Annotated in this window: 15 protein-coding genes and 1 pseudogene; 10 read left to right on the forward strand and 6 right to left on the reverse strand. The window is 63.7% G+C overall.

Annotation, left to right across the window (positions count from 1 at the left end; translation table 11 throughout):
* Positions 1-8: 8 nt before the first annotated feature.
* Positions 9-137: pseudogene (locus IC50_RS41280) on the forward strand (tripartite tricarboxylate transporter substrate binding protein); the annotation flags it as partial.
* A gap of 138 nt (positions 138-275) precedes the next feature.
* Here IC50_RS41280 and IC50_RS14000 read toward each other — a convergent pair.
* Positions 276-1,244, reverse strand: coding sequence for a helix-turn-helix domain-containing protein (locus tag IC50_RS14000; protein ID WP_035705265.1), 969 nt, complete (start codon positions 1,242-1,244; stop codon positions 276-278).
* 514 nt (positions 1,245-1,758) lie between these two features.
* On the opposite strand from IC50_RS14000, the gene xoxF5 reads away from it, so the two are divergent.
* The 7 genes from xoxF5 (at position 1,759) to IC50_RS14035 (ending at position 9,658) form a co-directional block, all read left to right on the forward strand.
* Positions 1,759-3,564, forward strand: coding sequence for a lanthanide-dependent methanol dehydrogenase XoxF5 (xoxF5, locus tag IC50_RS14005; RefSeq protein WP_035705266.1), 1,806 nt, complete (start codon positions 1,759-1,761; stop codon positions 3,562-3,564).
* A 109-nt stretch (positions 3,565-3,673) separates the two neighbouring features.
* Entirely contained in the window at positions 3,674-4,162 is a 489-nt protein-coding gene (locus IC50_RS14010; protein ID WP_035705268.1) for a c-type cytochrome, methanol metabolism-related, read from the forward strand.
* 63 nt (positions 4,163-4,225) lie between these two features.
* Positions 4,226-5,335 (forward strand): S-(hydroxymethyl)glutathione dehydrogenase/class III alcohol dehydrogenase, encoded by a 1,110-nt coding sequence (locus tag IC50_RS14015; protein WP_035705270.1) that lies wholly within the window; start codon positions 4,226-4,228, stop codon positions 5,333-5,335.
* 32 nt (positions 5,336-5,367) lie between these two features.
* A complete protein-coding gene (gene gfa, locus IC50_RS14020; protein WP_035705272.1) occupies positions 5,368-5,931 on the forward strand; it encodes an S-(hydroxymethyl)glutathione synthase in 564 nt (187 codons plus the stop codon).
* Between the two features lie 630 nt (positions 5,932-6,561).
* Positions 6,562-7,014 carry a (2Fe-2S)-binding protein gene (locus IC50_RS14025; protein WP_008144235.1) on the forward strand — a complete coding sequence of 151 codons (453 nt, stop codon included), beginning with the start codon at positions 6,562-6,564 and terminating at the stop codon, positions 7,012-7,014.
* Between the two features lies 1 nt (position 7,015).
* Positions 7,016-9,328: a xanthine dehydrogenase family protein molybdopterin-binding subunit gene (locus IC50_RS14030; RefSeq protein ID WP_035705274.1), complete on the forward strand. Its 2,313-nt coding sequence runs from the start codon at positions 7,016-7,018 to the stop codon at positions 9,326-9,328.
* A 72-nt stretch (positions 9,329-9,400) separates the two neighbouring features.
* The gene (locus IC50_RS14035; protein ID WP_035705276.1) at positions 9,401-9,658 is read left to right on the forward strand and encodes a hypothetical protein; all 258 of its coding nucleotides are present in this window, start codon (positions 9,401-9,403) and stop codon (positions 9,656-9,658) included.
* Between the two features lie 218 nt (positions 9,659-9,876).
* On the opposite strand, the gene IC50_RS14040 is transcribed toward IC50_RS14035, so the two are convergent.
* From IC50_RS14040 to IC50_RS14055, 4 genes are all read right to left on the reverse strand, one after another.
* Complete coding sequence (locus tag IC50_RS14040; RefSeq protein ID WP_085973737.1) at positions 9,877-11,604, reverse strand: methanol/ethanol family PQQ-dependent dehydrogenase; 1,728 nt, start codon at positions 11,602-11,604, stop codon at positions 9,877-9,879.
* Between the two features lie 129 nt (positions 11,605-11,733).
* On the reverse strand, positions 11,734-12,384 hold the full coding sequence (locus IC50_RS14045; RefSeq protein ID WP_035705280.1) for a ubiquinol-cytochrome c reductase iron-sulfur subunit: 651 nt from the start codon (positions 12,382-12,384) through the stop codon (positions 11,734-11,736).
* A gap of 245 nt (positions 12,385-12,629) precedes the next feature.
* Positions 12,630-13,094, reverse strand: coding sequence for a group III truncated hemoglobin (locus IC50_RS14050; protein WP_035705281.1), 465 nt, complete (start codon positions 13,092-13,094; stop codon positions 12,630-12,632).
* Between the two features lie 137 nt (positions 13,095-13,231).
* Complete coding sequence (locus IC50_RS14055; RefSeq protein WP_035705282.1) at positions 13,232-14,083, reverse strand: 3-hydroxybutyryl-CoA dehydrogenase; 852 nt, start codon at positions 14,081-14,083, stop codon at positions 13,232-13,234.
* A gap of 447 nt (positions 14,084-14,530) precedes the next feature.
* On the opposite strand from IC50_RS14055, the gene IC50_RS14060 reads away from it, so the two are divergent.
* On the forward strand, positions 14,531-15,229 hold the full coding sequence (locus tag IC50_RS14060; RefSeq protein ID WP_035705283.1) for an ABC transporter permease: 699 nt from the start codon (positions 14,531-14,533) through the stop codon (positions 15,227-15,229).
* On the opposite strand, the gene IC50_RS14065 is transcribed toward IC50_RS14060, so the two are convergent.
* The gene (locus IC50_RS14065) at positions 15,203-16,012 is read right to left on the reverse strand and encodes an extracellular solute-binding protein (protein WP_035705284.1); all 810 of its coding nucleotides are present in this window, start codon (positions 16,010-16,012) and stop codon (positions 15,203-15,205) included. The genes IC50_RS14060 and IC50_RS14065 overlap by 27 nt on opposite strands.
* A gap of 494 nt (positions 16,013-16,506) precedes the next feature.
* Here IC50_RS14065 and IC50_RS14070 point away from each other — a divergent pair, with 494 nt between their 5' ends.
* Positions 16,507-19,164 carry an autotransporter family protein gene (locus IC50_RS14070; protein ID WP_244429580.1) on the forward strand — a complete coding sequence of 886 codons (2,658 nt, stop codon included), beginning with the start codon at positions 16,507-16,509 and terminating at the stop codon, positions 19,162-19,164.
* Positions 19,165-19,210 lie beyond the last annotated feature (46 nt).

The following is a 19,210-nucleotide window of genomic DNA, read 5'->3' on the forward strand; positions in this document are numbered from 1 at the left end:
TGGCGGCCATGAAGGAGGTTCTCGCCACCTTCGTGCTCGAACCGGCAATTGGCTTCAAGGAAACCAATGCGCTGTACCAGCGTGAGCTGCCGATCTGGATCGAGAGCGCACGGTCGCTCGGCCTCGAGCCGGCCTGAACGTTAGGACAATTGTCATCGCGCTCAAGGTTGCGGTTTGAGCATGATCTCCGCGCAAACGCGTTCCGCGTTTGTCGCGAGGGAAAACCGCTGCGCGCCTTTCCGGATGATGCTTTGGGGACATTCGCTCGAAAACGTCTAGTGCTCGTTCGAACTCGCCGTGCCCTGCTGCGCCTTGTGGATCGAGGACGGCACCACGCCGAAATATTTCCGGAACACCCGGCTGAAATGCGATGAGCTGGAGAAACCCCAGGAGAACGCGACGTCGGTGATGGTCTTGCCGGCGTGGGCCTCGAGCTCCTGGCGGCAGTTCTGCAACCGCGCCTGCCAGATGTAGTCGCTCACCGTCGTGCCGCGCTCCGAGAACAGCATGTGAAGATATCGTTTGGAGCAGCCGAGCTCGGCCGAGATCTGGTCGATGCACAGATCCGGATCGCGCAAGTGCTCGCGGATGAAGAACTGCGCGCGCACATACATCGCTTCGGGCCCGACGCGATCGAACATCGTATCGGCCTCGCGCAGCGGCAACAGCAACAGATCGATCAGCGAATCGGCGACGCCGACCGCGCTGTTGGCCGACAGCTTTGCCGCCTCGTCGAAGGTCGCGTGGACGAAATCATGGGCGATCCGCCCCGTACCTGTCTTCGACGACAGCTTGCAGGCGGGCATCCGCTGGGACGGGAATCCCCGATCGCGCAGCAGAGCCTTCGGCACGATCACCACGTCGTGACGCGTGAACGCGGGGCTGATGATCGAATGCGGGCAAGAGACGTCGTAGGCGATGATGTCGCCGGGGTTGATTTCGATGTGGCGGCCTTCTTGTTCGAAATAGGACACCCCGTAGGTCTGGAAGTGGATCTTGATGTAGGGGTGTTCGTTGGCCTTGGCTCGCGCCAGCGTGTGCGCGATGCGATGCTGGCTCACCTCGATCTGGCAGAGCTTCAGGCGCGAGACGCTGGTGTAGTCGATGCGACCTTCGAGCGAGGACGCCTCCAGCGGATCGACGTCGAAATGCCCACACAGGCTCGTCAGCCCGTCGATCCAGCTCTGGATCTGCCGCTTCGGCGTCAATCCGGTCGTCGAGAGCGTGTGAATTGTGTCGGACATTAATCCAGCCACTGGTTTGATCGGGAGATTCGACGCGAATCGCGACCAGCGCTGCCGGAGCCCTCAGCCGTGATTGCGTGACGTTTACCTCGAAATCGAGCGATCTTGTGGAACAAGGCGCCATCGTTCCATTGCCACCCTTTGGGTACAATCCTCCGCCTTAGTTGCACGGCCGTCAAGGGGAACCTGAGCGCTGAGCTTCCGCACGGCGCAGCGCCGAAGCCGCTGAATTCGCTACTGCAAAATCAAAATCTTTACCCTCGTGCGCTGTCGAGCAAACTGGCTTCTCTCTTGGGCAAGTTTCCCGTTGCCGAAGTCGTTAGGGATTGCGGCAGGAACAACAAGGACGGGCCGCTCCTGCACGTGGACCCGTGGCCCTCATCAGGAGGAGGAAACAGCACAGCATCGTTTCTGGTCCCAATCGTGACCGCCCTGCACGAGCAGACGCCGGAGAGAAGCCCGGTGAATCGGTAATGCTTCGGAAACAATAAACGAGACCAACGGAGGAATGACTATGCGCAAGGTGCTACTGGCGACCTTTCTCGGCTCCGCGGCGGCTCTCGCCGTCGGGGGCGCCTCAGCCAATGACGAGCTGATCAAGATGTCGCAGAACCCGAAAGACTGGGTTATGCCGACCGGCGACTATGCCAATACCCGCTATTCCAAGCTCAACCAGATCAACGCGCAGAACGTGGGCAAGCTCCAGGTTGCCTGGACCTTCTCGACCGGCGTGCTGCGCGGCCATGAAGGCGGCCCGCTGATCATCGGCAACATCATGTACGTCCACACGCCGTTCCCGAACAAGGTCTATGCCATTGACCTTTCGCAGGAGAACAAGATCGTCTGGAAGTACGAGCCGAAGCAGGATCCGAACGTCATCCCGGTGATGTGCTGCGACACGGTCAACCGTGGCCTCGCCTACGGCGATGGCAAGATCTTCCTGCATCAGGCCGACACGACCCTGGTCGCGCTCGATGCCAAGACCGGTCAGGTTGCATGGTCCACCAAGAATGGCGATCCCAGCAAGGGCGAGACCGGCACGTCGGCGCCCATGGTCATCAAGGACAAGGTGCTGATCGGCATCTCCGGCGGTGAGTTCGGCGTCCAGGCTCATATGTCGGCCTACGACATCAAGACGGGCAAGCTGGCCTGGCGCGGATATTCGGAAGGGCCGGACAACCAGCTTCTGGTCGACGCCGAGAAGACCACCGCGCTCGGCAAGCCGATCGGCAAGGACTCCAGCCTCAAGACCTGGCAGGGTGATCAGTGGAAGATCGGCGGCGGCGCTACCTGGGGCTGGATCTCCTACGACCCAGAACTGAACCTCGTCTATTACGGATCGGGCAATCCCTCGACCTGGAATCCGAAGCAGCGTCCCGGCGACAACAAATGGTCGATGACGATCTGGGCGCGCAACCCGGACACCGGCGTCGCCAAGTGGGTCTATCAGATGACGCCCCACGACGAATGGGACTATGACGGCGTCAACGAGATGATCCTCTCGGATCAGTCGATCAACGGCCAGCCGCGCAAGCTGCTGACCCATTTCGACCGCAACGGTCTCGCCTACACCATGGACCGCGCCACCGGCGAACTGCTTGTTGCCGAGAAGTACGATCCGAAGGTGAACTGGACCTCCGGCGTCGACATGGACAAGAACTCGCCGACCTACGGCCGTCCGAAGGTGCTCGACGCAGCTTCGACCGACAAGGCGGGCGAGGACGTCAACGTGAAGGGCATCTGCCCGGCCGCGCTCGGCACCAAGGACGAGCAGCCGGCGGCCTACTCGCCGGACACGCAGCTGTTCTACGTTCCGACCAACCACGTCTGCATGGACTACGAGCCGTTCAAGGTGAGCTACACCGCGGGCCAGCCCTATGTGGGCGCGACGCTCTCGATGTATCCGCCCCCGGGTGAGAGCCACATGGGCAACTTCATCGCCTGGGACGGCAAGACCGGCAAGATCGTCTGGTCGAACAAGGAGCAGTTCTCGGTCTGGTCGGGTGCGCTCGCAACCGCCGGCGGCGTGGTGTTCTACGGCACGCTCGAAGGCTACCTGAAGGCGGTCGATGCCAAGTCCGGCAAGGAGCTCTACAAGTTCAAGACTCCCTCCGGCATCATCGGCAACGTCACCACCTATGAGAACGGCGGCAAGCAGTACGTCGCCGTGCTCTCCGGCGTTGGTGGCTGGGCCGGCATCGGTCTGGCGGCAGGTCTGACCGATCCGACGGCCGGCCTCGGCGCAGTCGGCGGCTACGCGGCCCTCAGCAACTACACGGCACTCGGCGGTACGCTGACCGTGTTCTCGCTGCCGAACTAGGCCTATCAGCATCGCTCCGGCGCGTGGATAACCTCCACGCGCCGGCTCGTCTCCCCCGGGCTCCTCGAGGAAAAATCTCTTGCGTAAAATCTGCTCTCTCATCGCTGCGATGGTCTTGGTTGCGTCCGGAGGAATTGCTGTTGCGGACGGCTCGGGCGATCCGACTGCCGTCAAGCAGAACGACACTGGTGAATGGCTCGATAAGGAAGGAAACCCGACCTACAAGATCACCGAAGGATCCGTGGACTGGTACACCTATTCGGGATACCGCCGCTATCACTCGGACTGCCATGTCTGTCATGGCCCGGACGGAATGGGTTCGACCTACGCGCCGGCGCTGAAGGATTCGCTCAAGACGATGAGCTACGCCGATTTTCTGGGCGTCGTCGCCTCGGGCCGCAAGAATGTCTCAACTGCCGCAGAGAACGTGATGCCGGCCTTCGGCGACAACCCGAACGTCGCCTGCTACATGGACGATCTCTACGTCTATCTGCGGGCCCGCTCCAACGAGGCCTGGGGCCGCGCCCGACCGAGCAAGCACGAGGACAAGAACGCCGCCTACACCAAAAACGAAGACTCGTGCATGGGCAAGAAGTGAACGTTTGGAAGCCCACCGATACTTAGTCCTGGGCGTCCTTTCGAAAATCTGAGGAGTTTTACGATGAAGACACGTGCCGCGGTCGCCTTCGAGGCGAAGAAGCCGCTCGAGATCGTCGAGGTCGATCTGGAAGGTCCGAAGGCCGGTGAAGTCCTGGTCGAGATCAAGGCCACGGGCATCTGCCATACCGACGCCTACACGCTCGACGGCTTCGACAGCGAGGGAATTTTCCCGTCGATCCTCGGACATGAGGGGGCGGGCATCGTCCGCGAGATCGGTCCGGGCGTGACCTCGGTGAAGCCGGGTGATCACGTCATCCCGCTCTACACGCCGGAATGCCGGCAGTGCAAAAGCTGCCTCAGCCAGAAGACCAATCTCTGCACCGCGATCCGCGCGACGCAGGGCAAGGGCGTAATGCCCGACGGTACCAGCCGTTTCTCCTACAAGGGCAAGCCGATCTACCACTACATGGGCTGCTCGACCTTCTCGAACTTCACCGTGCTGCCCGAGATCGCGGTTGCCAAGATCCGCGAGGACGCGCCGTTCGACAAGAGCTGCTACATCGGCTGCGGCGTCACCACAGGCGTCGGCGCCGTCGTCAACACCGCCAAGGTCGAGCCGGGCGCCAACGTGGTCGTATTCGGCCTCGGTGGCATCGGCCTCAACGTGATCCAGGGCGCCAGGATGGCCGGCGCCGACAAGATCATCGGCGTCGACATCAACGATTCCAAGGAGGAGTGGGGCAAGCGGTTCGGCATGACCCACTTCGTCAACCCGAAGAAGGTCACCGGCGACATCGTCCAGCACCTCGTCGGCCTCACCGACGGCGGTGCCGACTACACGTTCGACTGCACCGGCAACACCACTGTGATGCGCCAGGCGCTGGAAGCCTGCCATCGCGGCTGGGGCACCTCGATCATCATCGGCGTCGCCGAAGCCGGCAAGGAGATTTCCACCCGCCCGTTCCAGCTCGTCACCGGGCGCAACTGGCGCGGTACCGCCTTCGGCGGCGCGCGCGGCCGCACCGACGTGCCGAAGATCGTCGACTGGTACATGAACGGAAAGATCCAGATCGATCCGATGATCACCCATGTGCTCAAGCTCGAGGAGATCAACAAAGGTTTTGACCTCATGCACGAGGGCAAATCCATCCGTTCCGTCGTCGTGTTCTAGCTCACAGCCATCACACCAAGGAGGATCGACCCATGACTGTTGCACTCCATCCATCGATCGACAACGGCATCAAGCAGGGCAGCGGCACCTTCGCCGGCGGCACGCTGGTCTGCAAATGCAAGGACCATCCGGTCAAGGTCGGCATCAAGGGCGACGTCGCACACAACCACGCCTGTGGCTGCACCAAGTGCTGGAAGCCGCAGGGCGCGACCTTCTCCGTCGTCGCCGTGGTACCGCGCCAGAACGTCACCGTGCTGGAGAACGGCGACAAGCTGCAGATCGTCGACCCCTCCGCGGTGATCCAGCGCCACGCCTGCAAGGCCTGCGGCACCCACATGTACGGCCGCATCGAGAACAAGAACCATCCGTTCTACGGCCTCGACTTCATCCATCCCGAATTGTTCCAGGAGCAGGGCTCGCAGGCGCCGCAATTCGCCGCCTTCGTCTCCTCGGTGATCGAATCGGGGGTGAAGCCGGAGCAGATGGCCGGCATCCGTTCGCGGCTGAAGGAGATCGGGCTCGAGCCCTATGACTGCCTGTCGCCGGCACTGATGGACGCGATCGCGACCCATGTGGCGAAAGCCAAGGCCGCCTAGGAAGTCCCTGGCTGGGCCGCGAGCCTTGGGCCCAGACCTTCTTTCTTCGGCTCGCTGGCTGCCTATCGCCGCCGGCGAGCCGCACAGGTCCCGTTCCGGGACCCCCGCGGCGATGCCGCCGCTTCGGCACCGTATGTGAGGGCCACCAAATCCTCAGTCCTGGTCTCTGAATGACTGCGCAGGGGCCGTCCGCTTCCTGCTTGAAGTTCGCGGCACTTGCGTTTCTCCCTCCCTCGACTGAGGCCTCCTGCTTCGTCCGTGCAGTCTTCCTGGCGGACGAAGCTTTTCTGTTTGGGCCCCTTTCGCGCAGCACGCGGCGCGATGCCGCGCCCTGCTTTTGACAAACCATCGATGCAATCTTTTCCCGGTGAGAACACTCGGCTGTGAATGCCGAGCCGGAGCGGTCTCTGCTACGATCGCGCCGTCACGATGCCGCACGAAACACAATCAATTAAGAACAAAACGGGAGGTATCGAGCACATCCAGACATCGCCATTGGCGTTCCTGCTCCCCTTCGGGATTTGCCCGTGCGGGATAACGGCGGGACGTGGCGAAACGACGCAACAACCGTCGCCGACCGGCGGCGGCGGACTCTGAATTTGGCATGCTTATGAAGAGCGAGGGACGATCATGATCAAGGTGAAGATCAACGGCCAGGAACAGAGCTGGGACGGCGACCCGGATCTCCCGCTACTCTGGTTCCTGCGTGACGAGGCCGGGCTGACCGGCACCAAATACGGCTGCGGCCAGGCCCTGTGCGGTGCCTGCACCGTCATCGTCGACAAGGAAGCGGTTCGCGCCTGCATCACGTCGATCAACGACGTCGCCGGACGCGAGGTCACCACGATCGAGGGATTGCACCCCAACGGCGACCACCCGGTGCAGAAGGCCTGGCGCCAGGTCAACGTGCCCCAATGCGGCTTCTGCCAGGCCGGCCAAATCATGCAGGCGGCGGCCCTCCTGATGGACAACCCCAAGCCCTCGCACGACCAGATCCGCGAGGCGATGTCCGGCAACATCTGCCGCTGCGGCTGCTACCAGCGCATCGAGAACGCCGTCCATCTCGCATCGACGGGAGTGTGACATGAATTTCATCGACAATCCCCGCAGGCTTCGCGGTTTCGAGAAGCAGATCAGGGTCGAGAAGGTTTCGCGCCGCAGCATCCTGAAGGGGCTCGGCGTCACCGGTGGCTTCGTGCTCGCCGCCCCCGTGATGTCGCGCCAGGCGCTCGCCTATGAGACCGGCGCCGGCAAGATGCCGCACGGCGTCGTGGTCGATCCGCGCGTGTTCGTTTCGGTCGCGCCCGACGGCATCGTCACCATCGTTGGGCACCGTTCGGAAATGGGCACCGGCGTGCGCACCAGCCTGCCGCTGATCGTGGCCGAGGAGATGGAAGCCGACTGGTCCAGGGTCAAGGTGCAGCAGGCCCATGGCGATGAGGTCAAGTTCGGCAACCAGGACACCGACGGCTCGCGCAGCACGCGGCACTATCTGATGCCGATGCGCCAGATCGGCGCCTCCGCCCGCGCCATGCTGGAGCAGGCCGCGGCCAAACGCTGGGGCGTACCGGCGACCGAGGTCAAGGCGGTCAACCACGAGGTCGTCCACAGTGCCAGCGGCCGCAAGCTGGGCTTCGGCGAGCTCGCAGCAGACGCGGCCAAGGAATCCGTGCCTGCTATCGAAGGCCTCAAGCTGAAGGATCCCAAGGACTTCCGCTATCTCGGCAAGGGCGAGGTCAGCATCGTCGATCTCCACGACATCACCACCGGCAAGGCGCGTTACGGCGCGGACGTCCGCTTGCCCAACATGAAGTATGCGGTGATCGCGCGCCCGCCGGTGACGGGCGGCAAGCTGGTCTCGTTCGATCCCGATGCGGCGCTGAAGGTCCCGGGCGTCGAGAAGGTGATGCAGGTGCGCGGCTGGCCGTGGCCGTCGAAGTTCCAGCCGCTCGGCGGCGTCGCCGTGATCGCGCGCAACACCGGCGCGGCGATAAAGGGCCGCGACGCACTGAAGCTGGTCTGGGACGACGGCCCCAACGGCAAATACGACTCTGTCGCCTATCGCAAGGAGCTGGAGGAAGCCTCGCGCAAGCCCGGCCTCGTCCTGCGCAAGGAGGGCGATGCGGACGCTGCCCTGAAGGGCGCCGACAAGGTGATCGTCGGCGAGTACTACATCCCGCATCTCGCCCATGTCGCCATGGAGCCGCCGGTGGCTGTCGCAGACGTCAAGGGCGACAAGGCGGAGATCTGGGCGCCAGTGCAGAGCCCTGGCGGCACCCGCGAGGACGTCGCCAAGACGCTGGGCATCCCCGAAGGCAACGTCACCGTCAACGTGACGCTGCTCGGCGGCGGGTTCGGCCGCAAGTCGAAATGTGACTTTGCGCTCGAGGCCGCCTTGCTGTCGAAGGAGCTCGGCGCACCGGTGAAGGTGCAGTGGACGCGGGAAGACGACGTTCACAACGGATTCCTGCACACCGTCTCGGTCGAGCGGATCGAAGCCGGCCTCGACAAGAGCGGCAAGGTGATCGCCTGGCGCCACCGCAGCGTGGCTCCCAGCATCGCCTCGACCTTTGCCGCCGGCACGGTGCATCAGGCACCGTTCGAGATCGGCATGGGTCTCGTCGACATGCCCTTCGAGATCGCAAACATCTCCTGTGAGAATCCGGAAGCAGCCGCGCATACCCGCATCGGCTGGTTCCGCTCGGTCTCGAACATCCCGCGCGCCTTCGCGGTGCAATCGATGGTCGGCGAGATCGCGCAGGCGACCGGCCGCGACCAGAAAGACATGTTGCTCGAACTGATCGGCTCGCCCCGTATCGTCAAGCCCAACGTGAAGGACCTCTGGAACTATGGCGAGCCCCAGGACAGCTACCCGATCGACACCGCGCGCCTGCGCAAGGTGGTCGAACTGGTCGCCGAGAAGGGCGAGTGGGGACGCAAGGTGCCGAAGGGCCACGGTCTCGGCATCGCCGTGCACCGCAGCTTCGTCAGCTACATCGCGACCATCGTCGAGGTGGCCGTCGACGACAAGGGCAAGCTGACGGTGCCAAGGGTCGACACCGCAATCGACTGCGGCACCTACGTCAACCCCGAGCGCATCGCCTCACAGATCGAAGGTGCGGCGATCATGGGGCTCAGTCTCGCCAAATACGGCGAGATCACCTTCAAGGACGGCAAGGTGCAGCAGAAGAATTTTGACGACTTCCAGGTCGTCAGGATCGACGAATCTCCCGTGGTGACCAACGTCTACATCGTGCCGCCCGGACCCGACACGCCGCCGAGCGGCGTCGGCGAGCCCGGTGTTCCCCCGTTCGCGCCAGCCCTGATCAATGCAATCTTCGCGGCGACGGGAAAACGCATCCGCTCGCTTCCGATCGGCAAGCAATTGGAGGCGTGAGACGGAACTGAAGCGTGAGGCGGAACACTGGGCGCCTCACGCGGTTTCCATCGATCTGACAGGAGCAGATCGATGACCAACATCTCGAAGGCGCTCGCAGTGTCGCTGTCGGGCGCCTTTCTTTTGACGGCCGCAGGCGCGTTCGCCCAAAGCAACACCAGCCCGCCGACCACAGCCACGCGCCCCACAGCGCCGGACCAGAGTTCGCTGCCCAACGCCAACGCCCCGCCAGCCTCGACCACCCAGACCACGGGGCAGCACAATCCCGATCCCAAGATTCGTGAAATGAACCAGAAGGAAAAGGACAAGGTGGATCGTCAGGGGAAGTAGAGCCCTTGCGCACCTCACGCCGCGGCGGCCGGGCTTGTCTCGGCGACCCACGGCTTGTGACGCAGCAAGAAGAACGTGGATGCCCCGGACAAGCCCGGGCATGACGAGTACGTGGCACGCCGGCGATCCCGCTCCGCAGCAAAAAATGCGGCGGACGTACCCGTCCGCCGCATTCGCCACCCCCCGGCTGCTCAGCCTCTTTCGATCCGCCAGCGGAGCTATTTCTTCAGCGCGAACACCCAGACGACGCCGCCCTGCGGGACGTTGGCTTCGATACCGATATTGTTGGTCACCAGCGCATCCTGGATGCGCTGTGCGTCCACGCCCCATCCCGACTGGATCGCGATGTACTGAGTGCCGTCGATCTCGTAGGACACCGGCATGCCTACGATGCCCGAGTTGGTCTTCTGCTCCCACAGGAGTTCACCGGTCTTGGCATTGAAGGCGCGGAAGTTGCGATCATTGGTGCCGCCGACGAAGACGAGATCGCCCGCAGTTGCCGTCGCCGAGCCGAACAGCTGCGACTTCGGGAAGTTGTGCTGCCACACCTTCTTGCCGGTCGCGGGATCCCAGGCCTGGAGTTCGCCGAAGTGATCCGCGCCCGGCTTCGTCTTCAGGCCGATGTCCTCCGGCTTGGTGCCGAGCCAGAGCTCGCCAGGCTTGAGCGCGACCTTCTCGCCGGTGAAACCGCCGCAGAAATTCTCGTTGGCGGGCACGTAGACGAGGCCGGTCTTCTGGCTGTAGGCCGCCGACGGCCAATCCTTGCCGCCCCACAGCGACGGACAGAACTCGACGCGCTTGCCGATGACCGGCTTGTGCGCGGGATCCACGATCGGCTTGCCGCTCTCGGGTTCGATGCCCTTCCAGACGTCGGTGGAGACGAACGGCCAGCCGGCGACATAGTTGATCTTGGTCGGCGTGCGCTCGAGCACCCAGAAGATCGCGTCGCGTCCCGGATGGACCAGGCTCTTGATGTTGCGGCCGTCGCGTTGCAGATCGATCAGCATCGGCGCCTCGACCTCGTCCCAATCCCAGGAATCGTTCTGGTGATATTGGTGATAGGTCTTGATCTTGCCGGTGCTGGGATCGAGTGCGAGCACCGAGGACGTGTAGAGATTGTCGCCGGGATGGGTCTCGCCGGGCCACGGTGCGGCGTTCCCGACGCCCCAATAGATCGTCTTGGTCTCCTTGTCGTAGTTGCCGGTCATCCAGGCCGAGCCGCCGCCGTTCTTCCAGTCGTCGCCCTGCCAGGTCTCATGGCCTGGTTCGCCTTCGCCCGGAATGGTGAAGGTCCGCCACAGCTCCTTGCCGTCCTTGGCGTCATAGGCAGCGACGTAACCGCGCACGCCGAACTCGCCGCCGGAGCCGCCGACGATGACCTTGCCGTCGACGATCAGCGGCATCAGGGTCATGTACTGGCCCTTCCTGTAGTCCTGCACCTTGGTGTCCCACACCACCTTGCCGGTCTTGGCATCGAGAGCGACGACGTGGTCATCCGTGGTGGCGAGATAGAGCTTGTCCTCCCAGAGGCCGACGCCGCGGCTGGTCGGATGCAGCTGGAACAGATCGTCGGGAAGCTGCCGCTTGTAGCGCCAGTATTCGTCGCCGGTCTTGGCGTTCAGCGCGATCACCTGTCCCATCGGGGTCGCCACGAACATCACGCCGTTGTTGACGATCGGCGGTGCTTCATGGCCTTCGACCACGCCGGTTGCAAACGTCCAGACTGGCGTGAGATTCTTCACGTTCGAGGTGTTGATCTGGTCGAGCGGGCTATAGCCCTGCCCGTCATAGGTGCGCCGGTAGAGCATCCAATTGCTCGGCTCCGGATTTTCCAGCCGCTGCGCGGTGACCGGAGAATAATTCTCGATCGGACCCGACACTGCGGCGGTCGAGGCGAGGCAGGTGAAGGCGACGAAGCCGGACAGTAACCATTGCTTCCTGGTCATGGAAGATTTCATGGACGTTTCCCCTTTTTCATCCGTTTGAATTCTTGTTGTGAATTCTTGTCGTTCGTCCCGTCGTCCGCCCGTCGGCGGAGGCGGCCTCTCGTGCGCGGGCCCAACCCGCAACGCCCATCATCCTGGTTGCGCGCCACCTACCTTTCCGATGAAATTGCCGGCGACGCTGAGCGATCCGTCAGCCAGCGCGAGCGGCAACGCCGCGAGCCGTCGTGGTGCCGGTCCGAACACGACCTGCGCGCCCGCGCGAGGGTCGTATTCGGAGTTGTGGCACATGCACTTGAACACCTCCTTGTCGCCGACATCGCTCTTGACCCAGGCGGTGACGGGACAGCCGGCATGAGCGCAGATCGCCGAATAGGCGATGATGCCGTCCACGGCGCGCGCGCGGGTCTTCTCGTCGAGCTCGGCTGGATCTAGCCTGATGACCAGGATCTCGTTCAGCCGCGAAGCGCTGCGCACCACCGATGTCTGAGGATCCTTCGGCCAGGCATGGACCGGCGGTCCGCCGACATGCAGATCGGCCGCGGTAATGAGCTTTCCTTCCTGGTCACCTTCGGAGAAGACGAGCAGATCGCCTTTCTGCGGCCGTTCGTCCGAGCCGGGCGGATCCTCGCCTGCGCGCGCCGACCGGGAACAGCCGAGGCACGCGGTGGTCGCAAGCGCGCCGAGCAGCAGCGTCCGCCGTGTCTGCTCGGTGCCCGCGTCGGCTTCAGCTTCCGCAATGTCGGATGGTGAGGAATTGACGTTGAACGGTGCACTCGACATGCACGATAGCAGGCGCCGGAACTCTGCCGAAAACAAGGCGAAGAATTGGCGCCGCAGTGCATCAATATGGCTTTGCTCGCGATGATTGAATTATACTGAACGCGTTCAGGCGCGTTTTCGCGAATTCTACATCGCATCGCGCGAACAGCATGATGATCTTGCAGATCAGACCGATGATGTTGGAATTGGTGCAGCGCGCCATCGCGCGATGCGAGCTGCGCGTTTCTCGGGCAGGTATTTTGTATTCACGGCCTGAGCACGTGACGCGGCGATGCGATACGACCCGCAATAGTTGCCGATGCCATCTCGAAACTGTCGGCGATGCGACGCGCCTTGTCGATGAAGAGCGCCGCCGCCGCCGGCGGGCAGACCTCGCGCGCGGTCTGCTCGAACAAGTCGAGCCAACGGTCGAAATGATCGCCGACCAGGCTCAGCGGCAGATGCGCCCGCATCGGCGAGCCATGATAGCGGCCGCTCATCAGCACCACCGAGGACCAGAAATCCCTGAGCCTGGCGAGGTGCTCGTCCCAGTTCCGGACGATCGCAAAAACCGGACCAAGCAGCGCGTCCTCGCGCACGCGTCCGTAGAAGCGGGTGACGAGCTCCCCGATCATCTCCTCGGTAATCCCGGTGCGCTCGATCGCATCCTGGGTCAACAGGTTCCGTCGCGCGGCCGCAGCTTCCCGCTCGGCCTTCAGTCGATCCGACATGTCCCTTGTTATCCGTTCTATGTTCCCGCACGCCGCCCGTTCGCCATTGTCGGGTCAATTGCGCGCGGCGTCTTTGTCGCAGCGCAAATTGCGGGATCTGGCGGCGGGCTCCGAGTGCCCCGCCGCCGATGCCTTCATCAGGCGCTATAGGTGTAGAAGCCCTGCCCGGTCTTGCGGCCGAGATGACCGGCATCGACCATCTCTTTCAGCAGCGGCGCTGGCCGGTATTTGGGATCGTTGAAGCCTTTGTAGAAGACCTCCATCACCGAAAGCATGGTGTCGAGCCCGACGAGATCGGCCAGCGCCAGCGGCCCGATCGGATGATTGCAGCCGAGCTTCATGCCGGCGTCGATCTCTTCCGCGGTCGCAATGCCCTCCTGGAGCGCGAAGATCGCCTCGTTGATCATCGGGCAAAGGATGCGGTTGACGGCGAAGCCCGGGCTGTTCTTCGCCGTGATCGCCACCTTGCCGACGCGCTTGGCGAAATCGAGTGCCTTGGCATGGGTGTCGTCCGAGGTCTGCAACCCGCGGATGAGCTCGAGCAGCGCCATCACGGGCACCGGGTTGAAGAAGTGCATGCCGATGAACCGATCGGGACGATCGGTCGCCGCAGCGAGCTTGGTGATCGAGATCGACGATGTGTTGGTCGCGACCAGCGTGCGCGGCGACAGCGTGGCGCAGAGATCCTTCAGGATCTTGACCTTGAGCTCCTCGTTCTCGGTCGCTGCCTCGATGACCAGATCGCAATCCGACAGCTTCGCCCGATCGGTCGTGCCGGTGATGCGCTTGAGCGTCGCCTCGCGGTCGGCCGCCGTCATCTTCTCCTTCTTGACCAGGCGCTCGAGGCTGCCGCCGACGGTCGAAAGGCCGCGGTTCACCGCCGCATCGGAGATATCGACCATCACGACCGAGAGTCCGGCCGCGGCGCAGACCTGCGCGATGCCGTTCCCCATGGTCCCTGCCCCGATGATGCCAACGGTTTGGATCATTGCGTCAAATCCTTCATCCTTGCGGGCTTGGCAGTATCGCTCCGGCCCGATCTGTTCCTGCATCGGGGTCTAGCACTGCCGAGCGGCGGGTGCGACCCGACTGTACCTCTCCTTAAAGCATCCACGGGGGGAATAAAGCCGTCCGCGACCGCGCCTGGGCGGGATTTGGGCTCTTCGTGCCAGAATTGGCCCTTATGGCCCAATGAAGGCCGAGGGACCGGAAGCCCGATTTCGTATGGACGAGAACCAACACCCCGATGCCACCTCTTGATTGTGGCGTCCGCAGCGGCCACAACCGATGCGATTGCCATCCCGGGATGTGCCCGTAGGACCGGCCTGCCGATGCAGGCTGGAGCTGTGACGAGCGGGCTGCTGAGGACGAAGGGGTTTCGCGATGGACGTGATCGGAATCACCGGCACTGAGCCGGCGCAACGGCGTCGGGCCGGATGAACGATTTCGCACGATCCATCGGTGCCGCGTTCGCGCTGATCGGCGAAGCCGACGCCGAGCTGCTGGGCATCGTTGCATTGTCGGTTCGGGTCAGCCTGACCGCCAGCATCGTCGCGCTCCTGGTCGGCGCACCGTTCGGGGCCCTGCTGGCGATCACCCGTTTCCGGGGGCGTCAGGTCATCATCATTCTGACCAATGCGCTGCTCGGCCTGCCGCCGGTCGTGGTCGGGCTCGCCCTCTATCTCCTGCTGTCGCGGTCTGGGCCGCTCGGGGCGGCGGGCTTGCTGTTCACGCCGGCCGCCATGGTGATCGCGCAGACGCTGCTGGCCACGCCGATCGTGGTGGCGCTGGTGCATCGGCCGGCGAGCCTGCTCTGGGCGGAATATGGCGACTTGGCGCGGATCGACGGACTGTCGGCCCTGCGCAGCATGGCGCTGCTGTTCGCGCTCGGCCGGACCTCGTTGCTGACGGCCTTTCTCGCGGCGTTCGGGCGCGCCATTGCGGAAGTCGGCGCCATCATCATCGTCGGCGGCAACATCCGCGGCTTCACCCGCACGATGACGACGGCGATCGCACTCGAGACCAGCAAAGGCGACCTGCCGCTGGCGCTGGGGCTCGGGCTGATCCTGCTCGCGCTCAGCGTGGCGGTTTCGACCGTCGCCTTCGTGCTAGTGGGACGCGTTGGGGAAAAATAGCTGCTCGCCGCCGACCTTGTACCCGGCGATCGCTTCCTGCCCCTTTGGCGAAACCAGCCAGTCGATGAAGGCCTGCCCGTCTTTCGCCTTGACGTTCGGATGCTTTGCAGGATTCACCAGCATGACGCCGTACTGGTTGAACAGCCGCTTGTCGCCCTCGGTCAGGATGGCGAGCTCGCCGCGATTCTTGAACGACAACCAGGTGCCGCGATCCGACAGAAGATAGGCGTTCGACGACGAGGCCATGTTCAGCGCCGGACCCATGCCCTGACCGATCTCCCGGTACCAATGGTCCTTGGCGGCACTGAGGTCGACGCCCGCCTCTTTCCATAGCCTCAGCTCGGCCGCGTGCGTGCCGGACTTGTCGCCGCGCGAGATGAACGGCGCCTTTGCCGCCGCGATCTTGCGCAGCGCATCCGCGACATCCTTGCCGCCGGCGATCTTCGCGGGATCGCTCTTCGGGCCGATGATGACGAAGTCGTTGTACATGACGTCGAAGCGCTTCACGCCCTGCCCTTCGGACATGAACTTGTCTTCGGCAGCACGGTCATGGACGAACACCACGTCGGCATCCCCACGCCGCCCGATATCCAGCGCCTGGCCGGTGCCGACGGCGACGACCTTGACGCTGATGCCCTCGTCCCTAGAGAACAGAGGCAGCAAATGGCCGAACAGCCCCGACTGTTCCGTCGACGTGGTCGAGGCGACGGTGATGGTGCGATCCTGTGCGAATGCGATGGTGGACCAGAGCAGAGCCGCTCCGATGGTGGCAAGCCTCCTCATGCGCCGTCTCCGACCAGATATTGACGGTCCTCAATAGCCGCTGACGACGACGACGGGAACCCCAACCTTGGATCGCAACGAGGGCTGATGCGCGCGGTGCACCTCGTCTGGCAGAAAAGCGCGCCGGCGCGGGCCAGGCGCGCCTGCAAACAAAAGTGAAAAAACAACCCCATGCACAGTAGCGATGGGGTTGAAAGGCTTGAGGATTTTCGGTCTTGCCGAAGACGCGTTTGCGACGTCGGGCAGAACAGGGGTATTATTGCAACATGCCGTCACGCGCATCCAACGGATCTGGCGTGGTTACTGCTCCACTAACTTTGACGACCTGACGTTGCACCGGAAACACACTGCGCAGCCCTTCCCAAATGCGCGGCAATGATCTGCATTGACCGGTCACCGGCAGCCACATACCCTAACAACCACGATCCGCTGTCGATGATGCTTGGCAAGCTGCCATCCGAGGCACAGCAGCAAGACAACAAGAGCTGTGTGCCATGCGCGAATGCATCGGGGCTGCAACGTCTTCACGGCAATCGAACGGCAATCAGGGCAGACATCCGCACCACCTTTCGTCCTTCACAGGCAAGCGTGCCGCGTTTCGCCTGCTGCTGATGGGCGTCTCGCTCGTCGCGCTCTCGGCGTTGGTGCCGCGATCGGCGGCGGCGCAGACCTGGACCGGTGCGACCAGCAACGACTGGACCGTAGGCTCGAACTGGTCCGGTGGAACGGCGCCGGCTGGCGGTGCGGTCACCATCAGCTCGGGGCCAGAGCCGGTCCTCGGCGTCAACGGTCCGGCGACCGCCACGACAGGCAGCTTCGCCATCGGCTCGACTGGTACGAACACGCTCACCATCCAGAACGGCAGCACGCTGACAAGCACAGGAACTGCGAATATCGGCACGACAACGGGCACCGCGACAGTCACGGTGACCGGGATCGGATCGCAGTGGATTGTTCCCGCCGTCCTTAACGTGGCGTCCAATACCAGCGTCGGGATACTCAACATCAATAATGGCGCGTCCGTTACCGCAAGCACACTCAGGGTAAGCCCCACGAGCGGAAGGGGCACGGTCAACATCAACAATGGCACACTGATTTCGGCGTCGATCAGTAACAGAGCCAACGCTCAGATGAATTTCGACAATGCCACCCTGGTTGCCTCCGGCGCCAGCGCGTCCTGGATCTCGGGCGTCGGAGTGTTCAACATTGCCTCGGGCGGGCTGACCATCAACACCGGCGGATTCAATGTGGGCGTCGCCTCGACCTCCGTATTCAGCGGCGTCGGCGGTTTGACCGTGAGCGGCGGGAGCATCTTCACGCTTACCGCGGCCAATACATATACCGGCCAAACCGTCATTCAGGGCGGCAGCACGCTGGCGCTGACAGGCGTCGGCGCGATTTCCGCATCAAGCGGCGTGATCGCCAACGGCACCTTCGATATCTCAGGCATCACCGCCACCAGCTCCAGCATCCAGAGTCTCGGCGGAAGCGGCACCGTCGCGATGGGCACGAAGGCGCTGACGCTGACCAATGCCAACGACACTTTCTTCGGGACGTTCCAGGGCGGCGCCGGACTGACACTTCTGAGCGGCATGGAGACGCTGGCCGGCAACAATGCCGCCTTCACCGGCCCCACCACGGTGCAGGGCGGCACGTTGGCCGTGAACGGCAGTCTCGGCGGTCCGCTCGGCGTCCTGCCGGGAGGCCGGCTGCAGGGCACTGGCACCGTCGGCACCACGACCAATGGCGGCGTGATCGCGCCCGGCAATTCCATCGGCACGTTGACGATCGCGGGCAATTACACCGGCAGTGGCGGCACGCTGGAGATCGAAAGTGTGCTCGCTGGCGATGCCTCGCCGACGGACCGTCTCGTCGTCACCGGCAACACGTCTGGCTCGACGACTGTGCGCGTGCTCAACCGCGGCGGCCTCGGCGCGCAGACCATCGAGGGCATTAAGATCGTTGACATCGCCGGCGCCTCGAACGGCACCTTCGCGCTGCAGGGCGACTACGTCATCGGCGGCCAGCAGGCCGTCGTCGGCGGTGCCTATGCCTATACGCTGCAGAAGAACGGGATCAGCACGCCGGCCGACGGCGACTGGTATCTCAGGTCGGTCCTGATCAACCCGCCGCCATCGGCACCTGCCGGGCCGCTCTACCAGGCCGGCGTCCCCTTGTACGAGAACTACGCGCAAGTGCTGCTCGGGATGAACCAGGCACCCAGCCTTCAGCAGCGCGTCGGCAATCGCTATTGGGGCGGCAGCGAGGCGATGGCGCGCGCCGGCGTCAATACCGCGCAGACTGCCGAGGGCTCATGGACGCAATCGGCCTTCTGGGGCCGGATCGAAGGCGGGCAGAGCGCGTTGCGGCCGTCCAACACCACGGGATCGACCTATGATTCCGACGAGATGAAGGTGCAGGCCGGGCTCGATGGCGTCGGGCTCGACAATACCCGCGGCCGGCTGATCGTCGGCCTCACGGCGCAATACGGCCTGACCACGGCCTTCGTCAATTCAGTGTTCGGCAACGGCCGCATCCGCGCGCAAGGAACCGGCGTCGGCGCGACTGCGACCTGGTACGGCCACGACGGCTTCTATGTCGACGGCCAGGCGCAGACCATGTTCTATCACAGCGACCTGTCATCCGTGCTGGCCGGCAGCGTGATCCATGGCAATGAAGGCTTCGGTTACGCATTCGGTGTCGAGGGCGGCAAACGGATCGCGATCGGCAATGGCTTCTGGCTGGCGCCGCAGGCGCAGCTTGCCTACTCGAAGGTCGGCTTCGATGCCTTCACCGACCGCTTCGGCGCACTGGTCTCACTCGGCAACGCCGACAGCCTGCTCGGCCGCCTCGGGCTGTCGCTCAATCATCAGCGCACCTGGAACGATGGTACGGGCATCGTCCGCTCCGACCTCTACGCCATCGGCAATCTGCACTACGAATTCCTTGAAGGCACCAGGATCGATGTCGCCGGCACTGGCTTCGCGAGCGGCCACGACCGCCTGTGGGGCAGCATCGGTGGCGGCGGCACCTATAGCTGGGCCAACGGCCGCTATGCCGTGTTCGGCGAGATCACCTATCGCGCGAGCGTTGATGATCCCGCTGATAATCACGGCTACAAGGGCACCGGCGGCTTCCGCATTGTGTGGTAAGCTTGCGCACATGATCTCGATCTGATTGCGCCGCCATGTGCGCGCT

This window comes from Bradyrhizobium genomosp. I (2014) (genome assembly GCF_000261685.1).
GTDB lineage: Bacteria > Pseudomonadota > Alphaproteobacteria > Rhizobiales > Xanthobacteraceae > Bradyrhizobium.

Excerpts from the sequence above, each read along its gene's own strand:
- IC50_RS14000 (WP_035705265.1), bottom strand. The coding sequence starts at position 1,244 with ATGTCCGACACAATTCACACGCTCTCGACGACCGGATTGACGCCGAAG.
- xoxF5 (WP_035705266.1), top strand. The coding sequence starts at position 1,759 with ATGCGCAAGGTGCTACTGGCGACCTTTCTCGGCTCCGCGGCGGCTCTC.
- IC50_RS14010 (WP_035705268.1), top strand. The coding sequence starts at position 3,674 with ATGGTCTTGGTTGCGTCCGGAGGAATTGCTGTTGCGGACGGCTCGGGC.
- IC50_RS14015 (WP_035705270.1), top strand. The coding sequence starts at position 4,226 with ATGAAGACACGTGCCGCGGTCGCCTTCGAGGCGAAGAAGCCGCTCGAG.
- gfa (WP_035705272.1), top strand. The coding sequence starts at position 5,368 with ATGACTGTTGCACTCCATCCATCGATCGACAACGGCATCAAGCAGGGC.
- IC50_RS14025 (WP_008144235.1), top strand. The coding sequence starts at position 6,562 with ATGATCAAGGTGAAGATCAACGGCCAGGAACAGAGCTGGGACGGCGAC.
- IC50_RS14030 (WP_035705274.1), top strand. The coding sequence starts at position 7,016 with ATGAATTTCATCGACAATCCCCGCAGGCTTCGCGGTTTCGAGAAGCAG.
- IC50_RS14035 (WP_035705276.1), top strand. The coding sequence starts at position 9,401 with ATGACCAACATCTCGAAGGCGCTCGCAGTGTCGCTGTCGGGCGCCTTT.
- IC50_RS14040 (WP_085973737.1), bottom strand. The coding sequence starts at position 11,604 with ATGACCAGGAAGCAATGGTTACTGTCCGGCTTCGTCGCCTTCACCTGC.
- IC50_RS14045 (WP_035705280.1), bottom strand. The coding sequence starts at position 12,384 with ATGTCGAGTGCACCGTTCAACGTCAATTCCTCACCATCCGACATTGCG.
- IC50_RS14050 (WP_035705281.1), bottom strand. The coding sequence starts at position 13,094 with ATGTCGGATCGACTGAAGGCCGAGCGGGAAGCTGCGGCCGCGCGACGG.
- IC50_RS14055 (WP_035705282.1), bottom strand. The coding sequence starts at position 14,083 with ATGATCCAAACCGTTGGCATCATCGGGGCAGGGACCATGGGGAACGGC.
- IC50_RS14060 (WP_035705283.1), top strand. The coding sequence starts at position 14,531 with ATGAACGATTTCGCACGATCCATCGGTGCCGCGTTCGCGCTGATCGGC.
- IC50_RS14065 (WP_035705284.1), bottom strand. The coding sequence starts at position 16,012 with ATGAGGAGGCTTGCCACCATCGGAGCGGCTCTGCTCTGGTCCACCATC.
- IC50_RS14070 (WP_244429580.1), top strand. The coding sequence starts at position 16,507 with ATGCGCGAATGCATCGGGGCTGCAACGTCTTCACGGCAATCGAACGGC.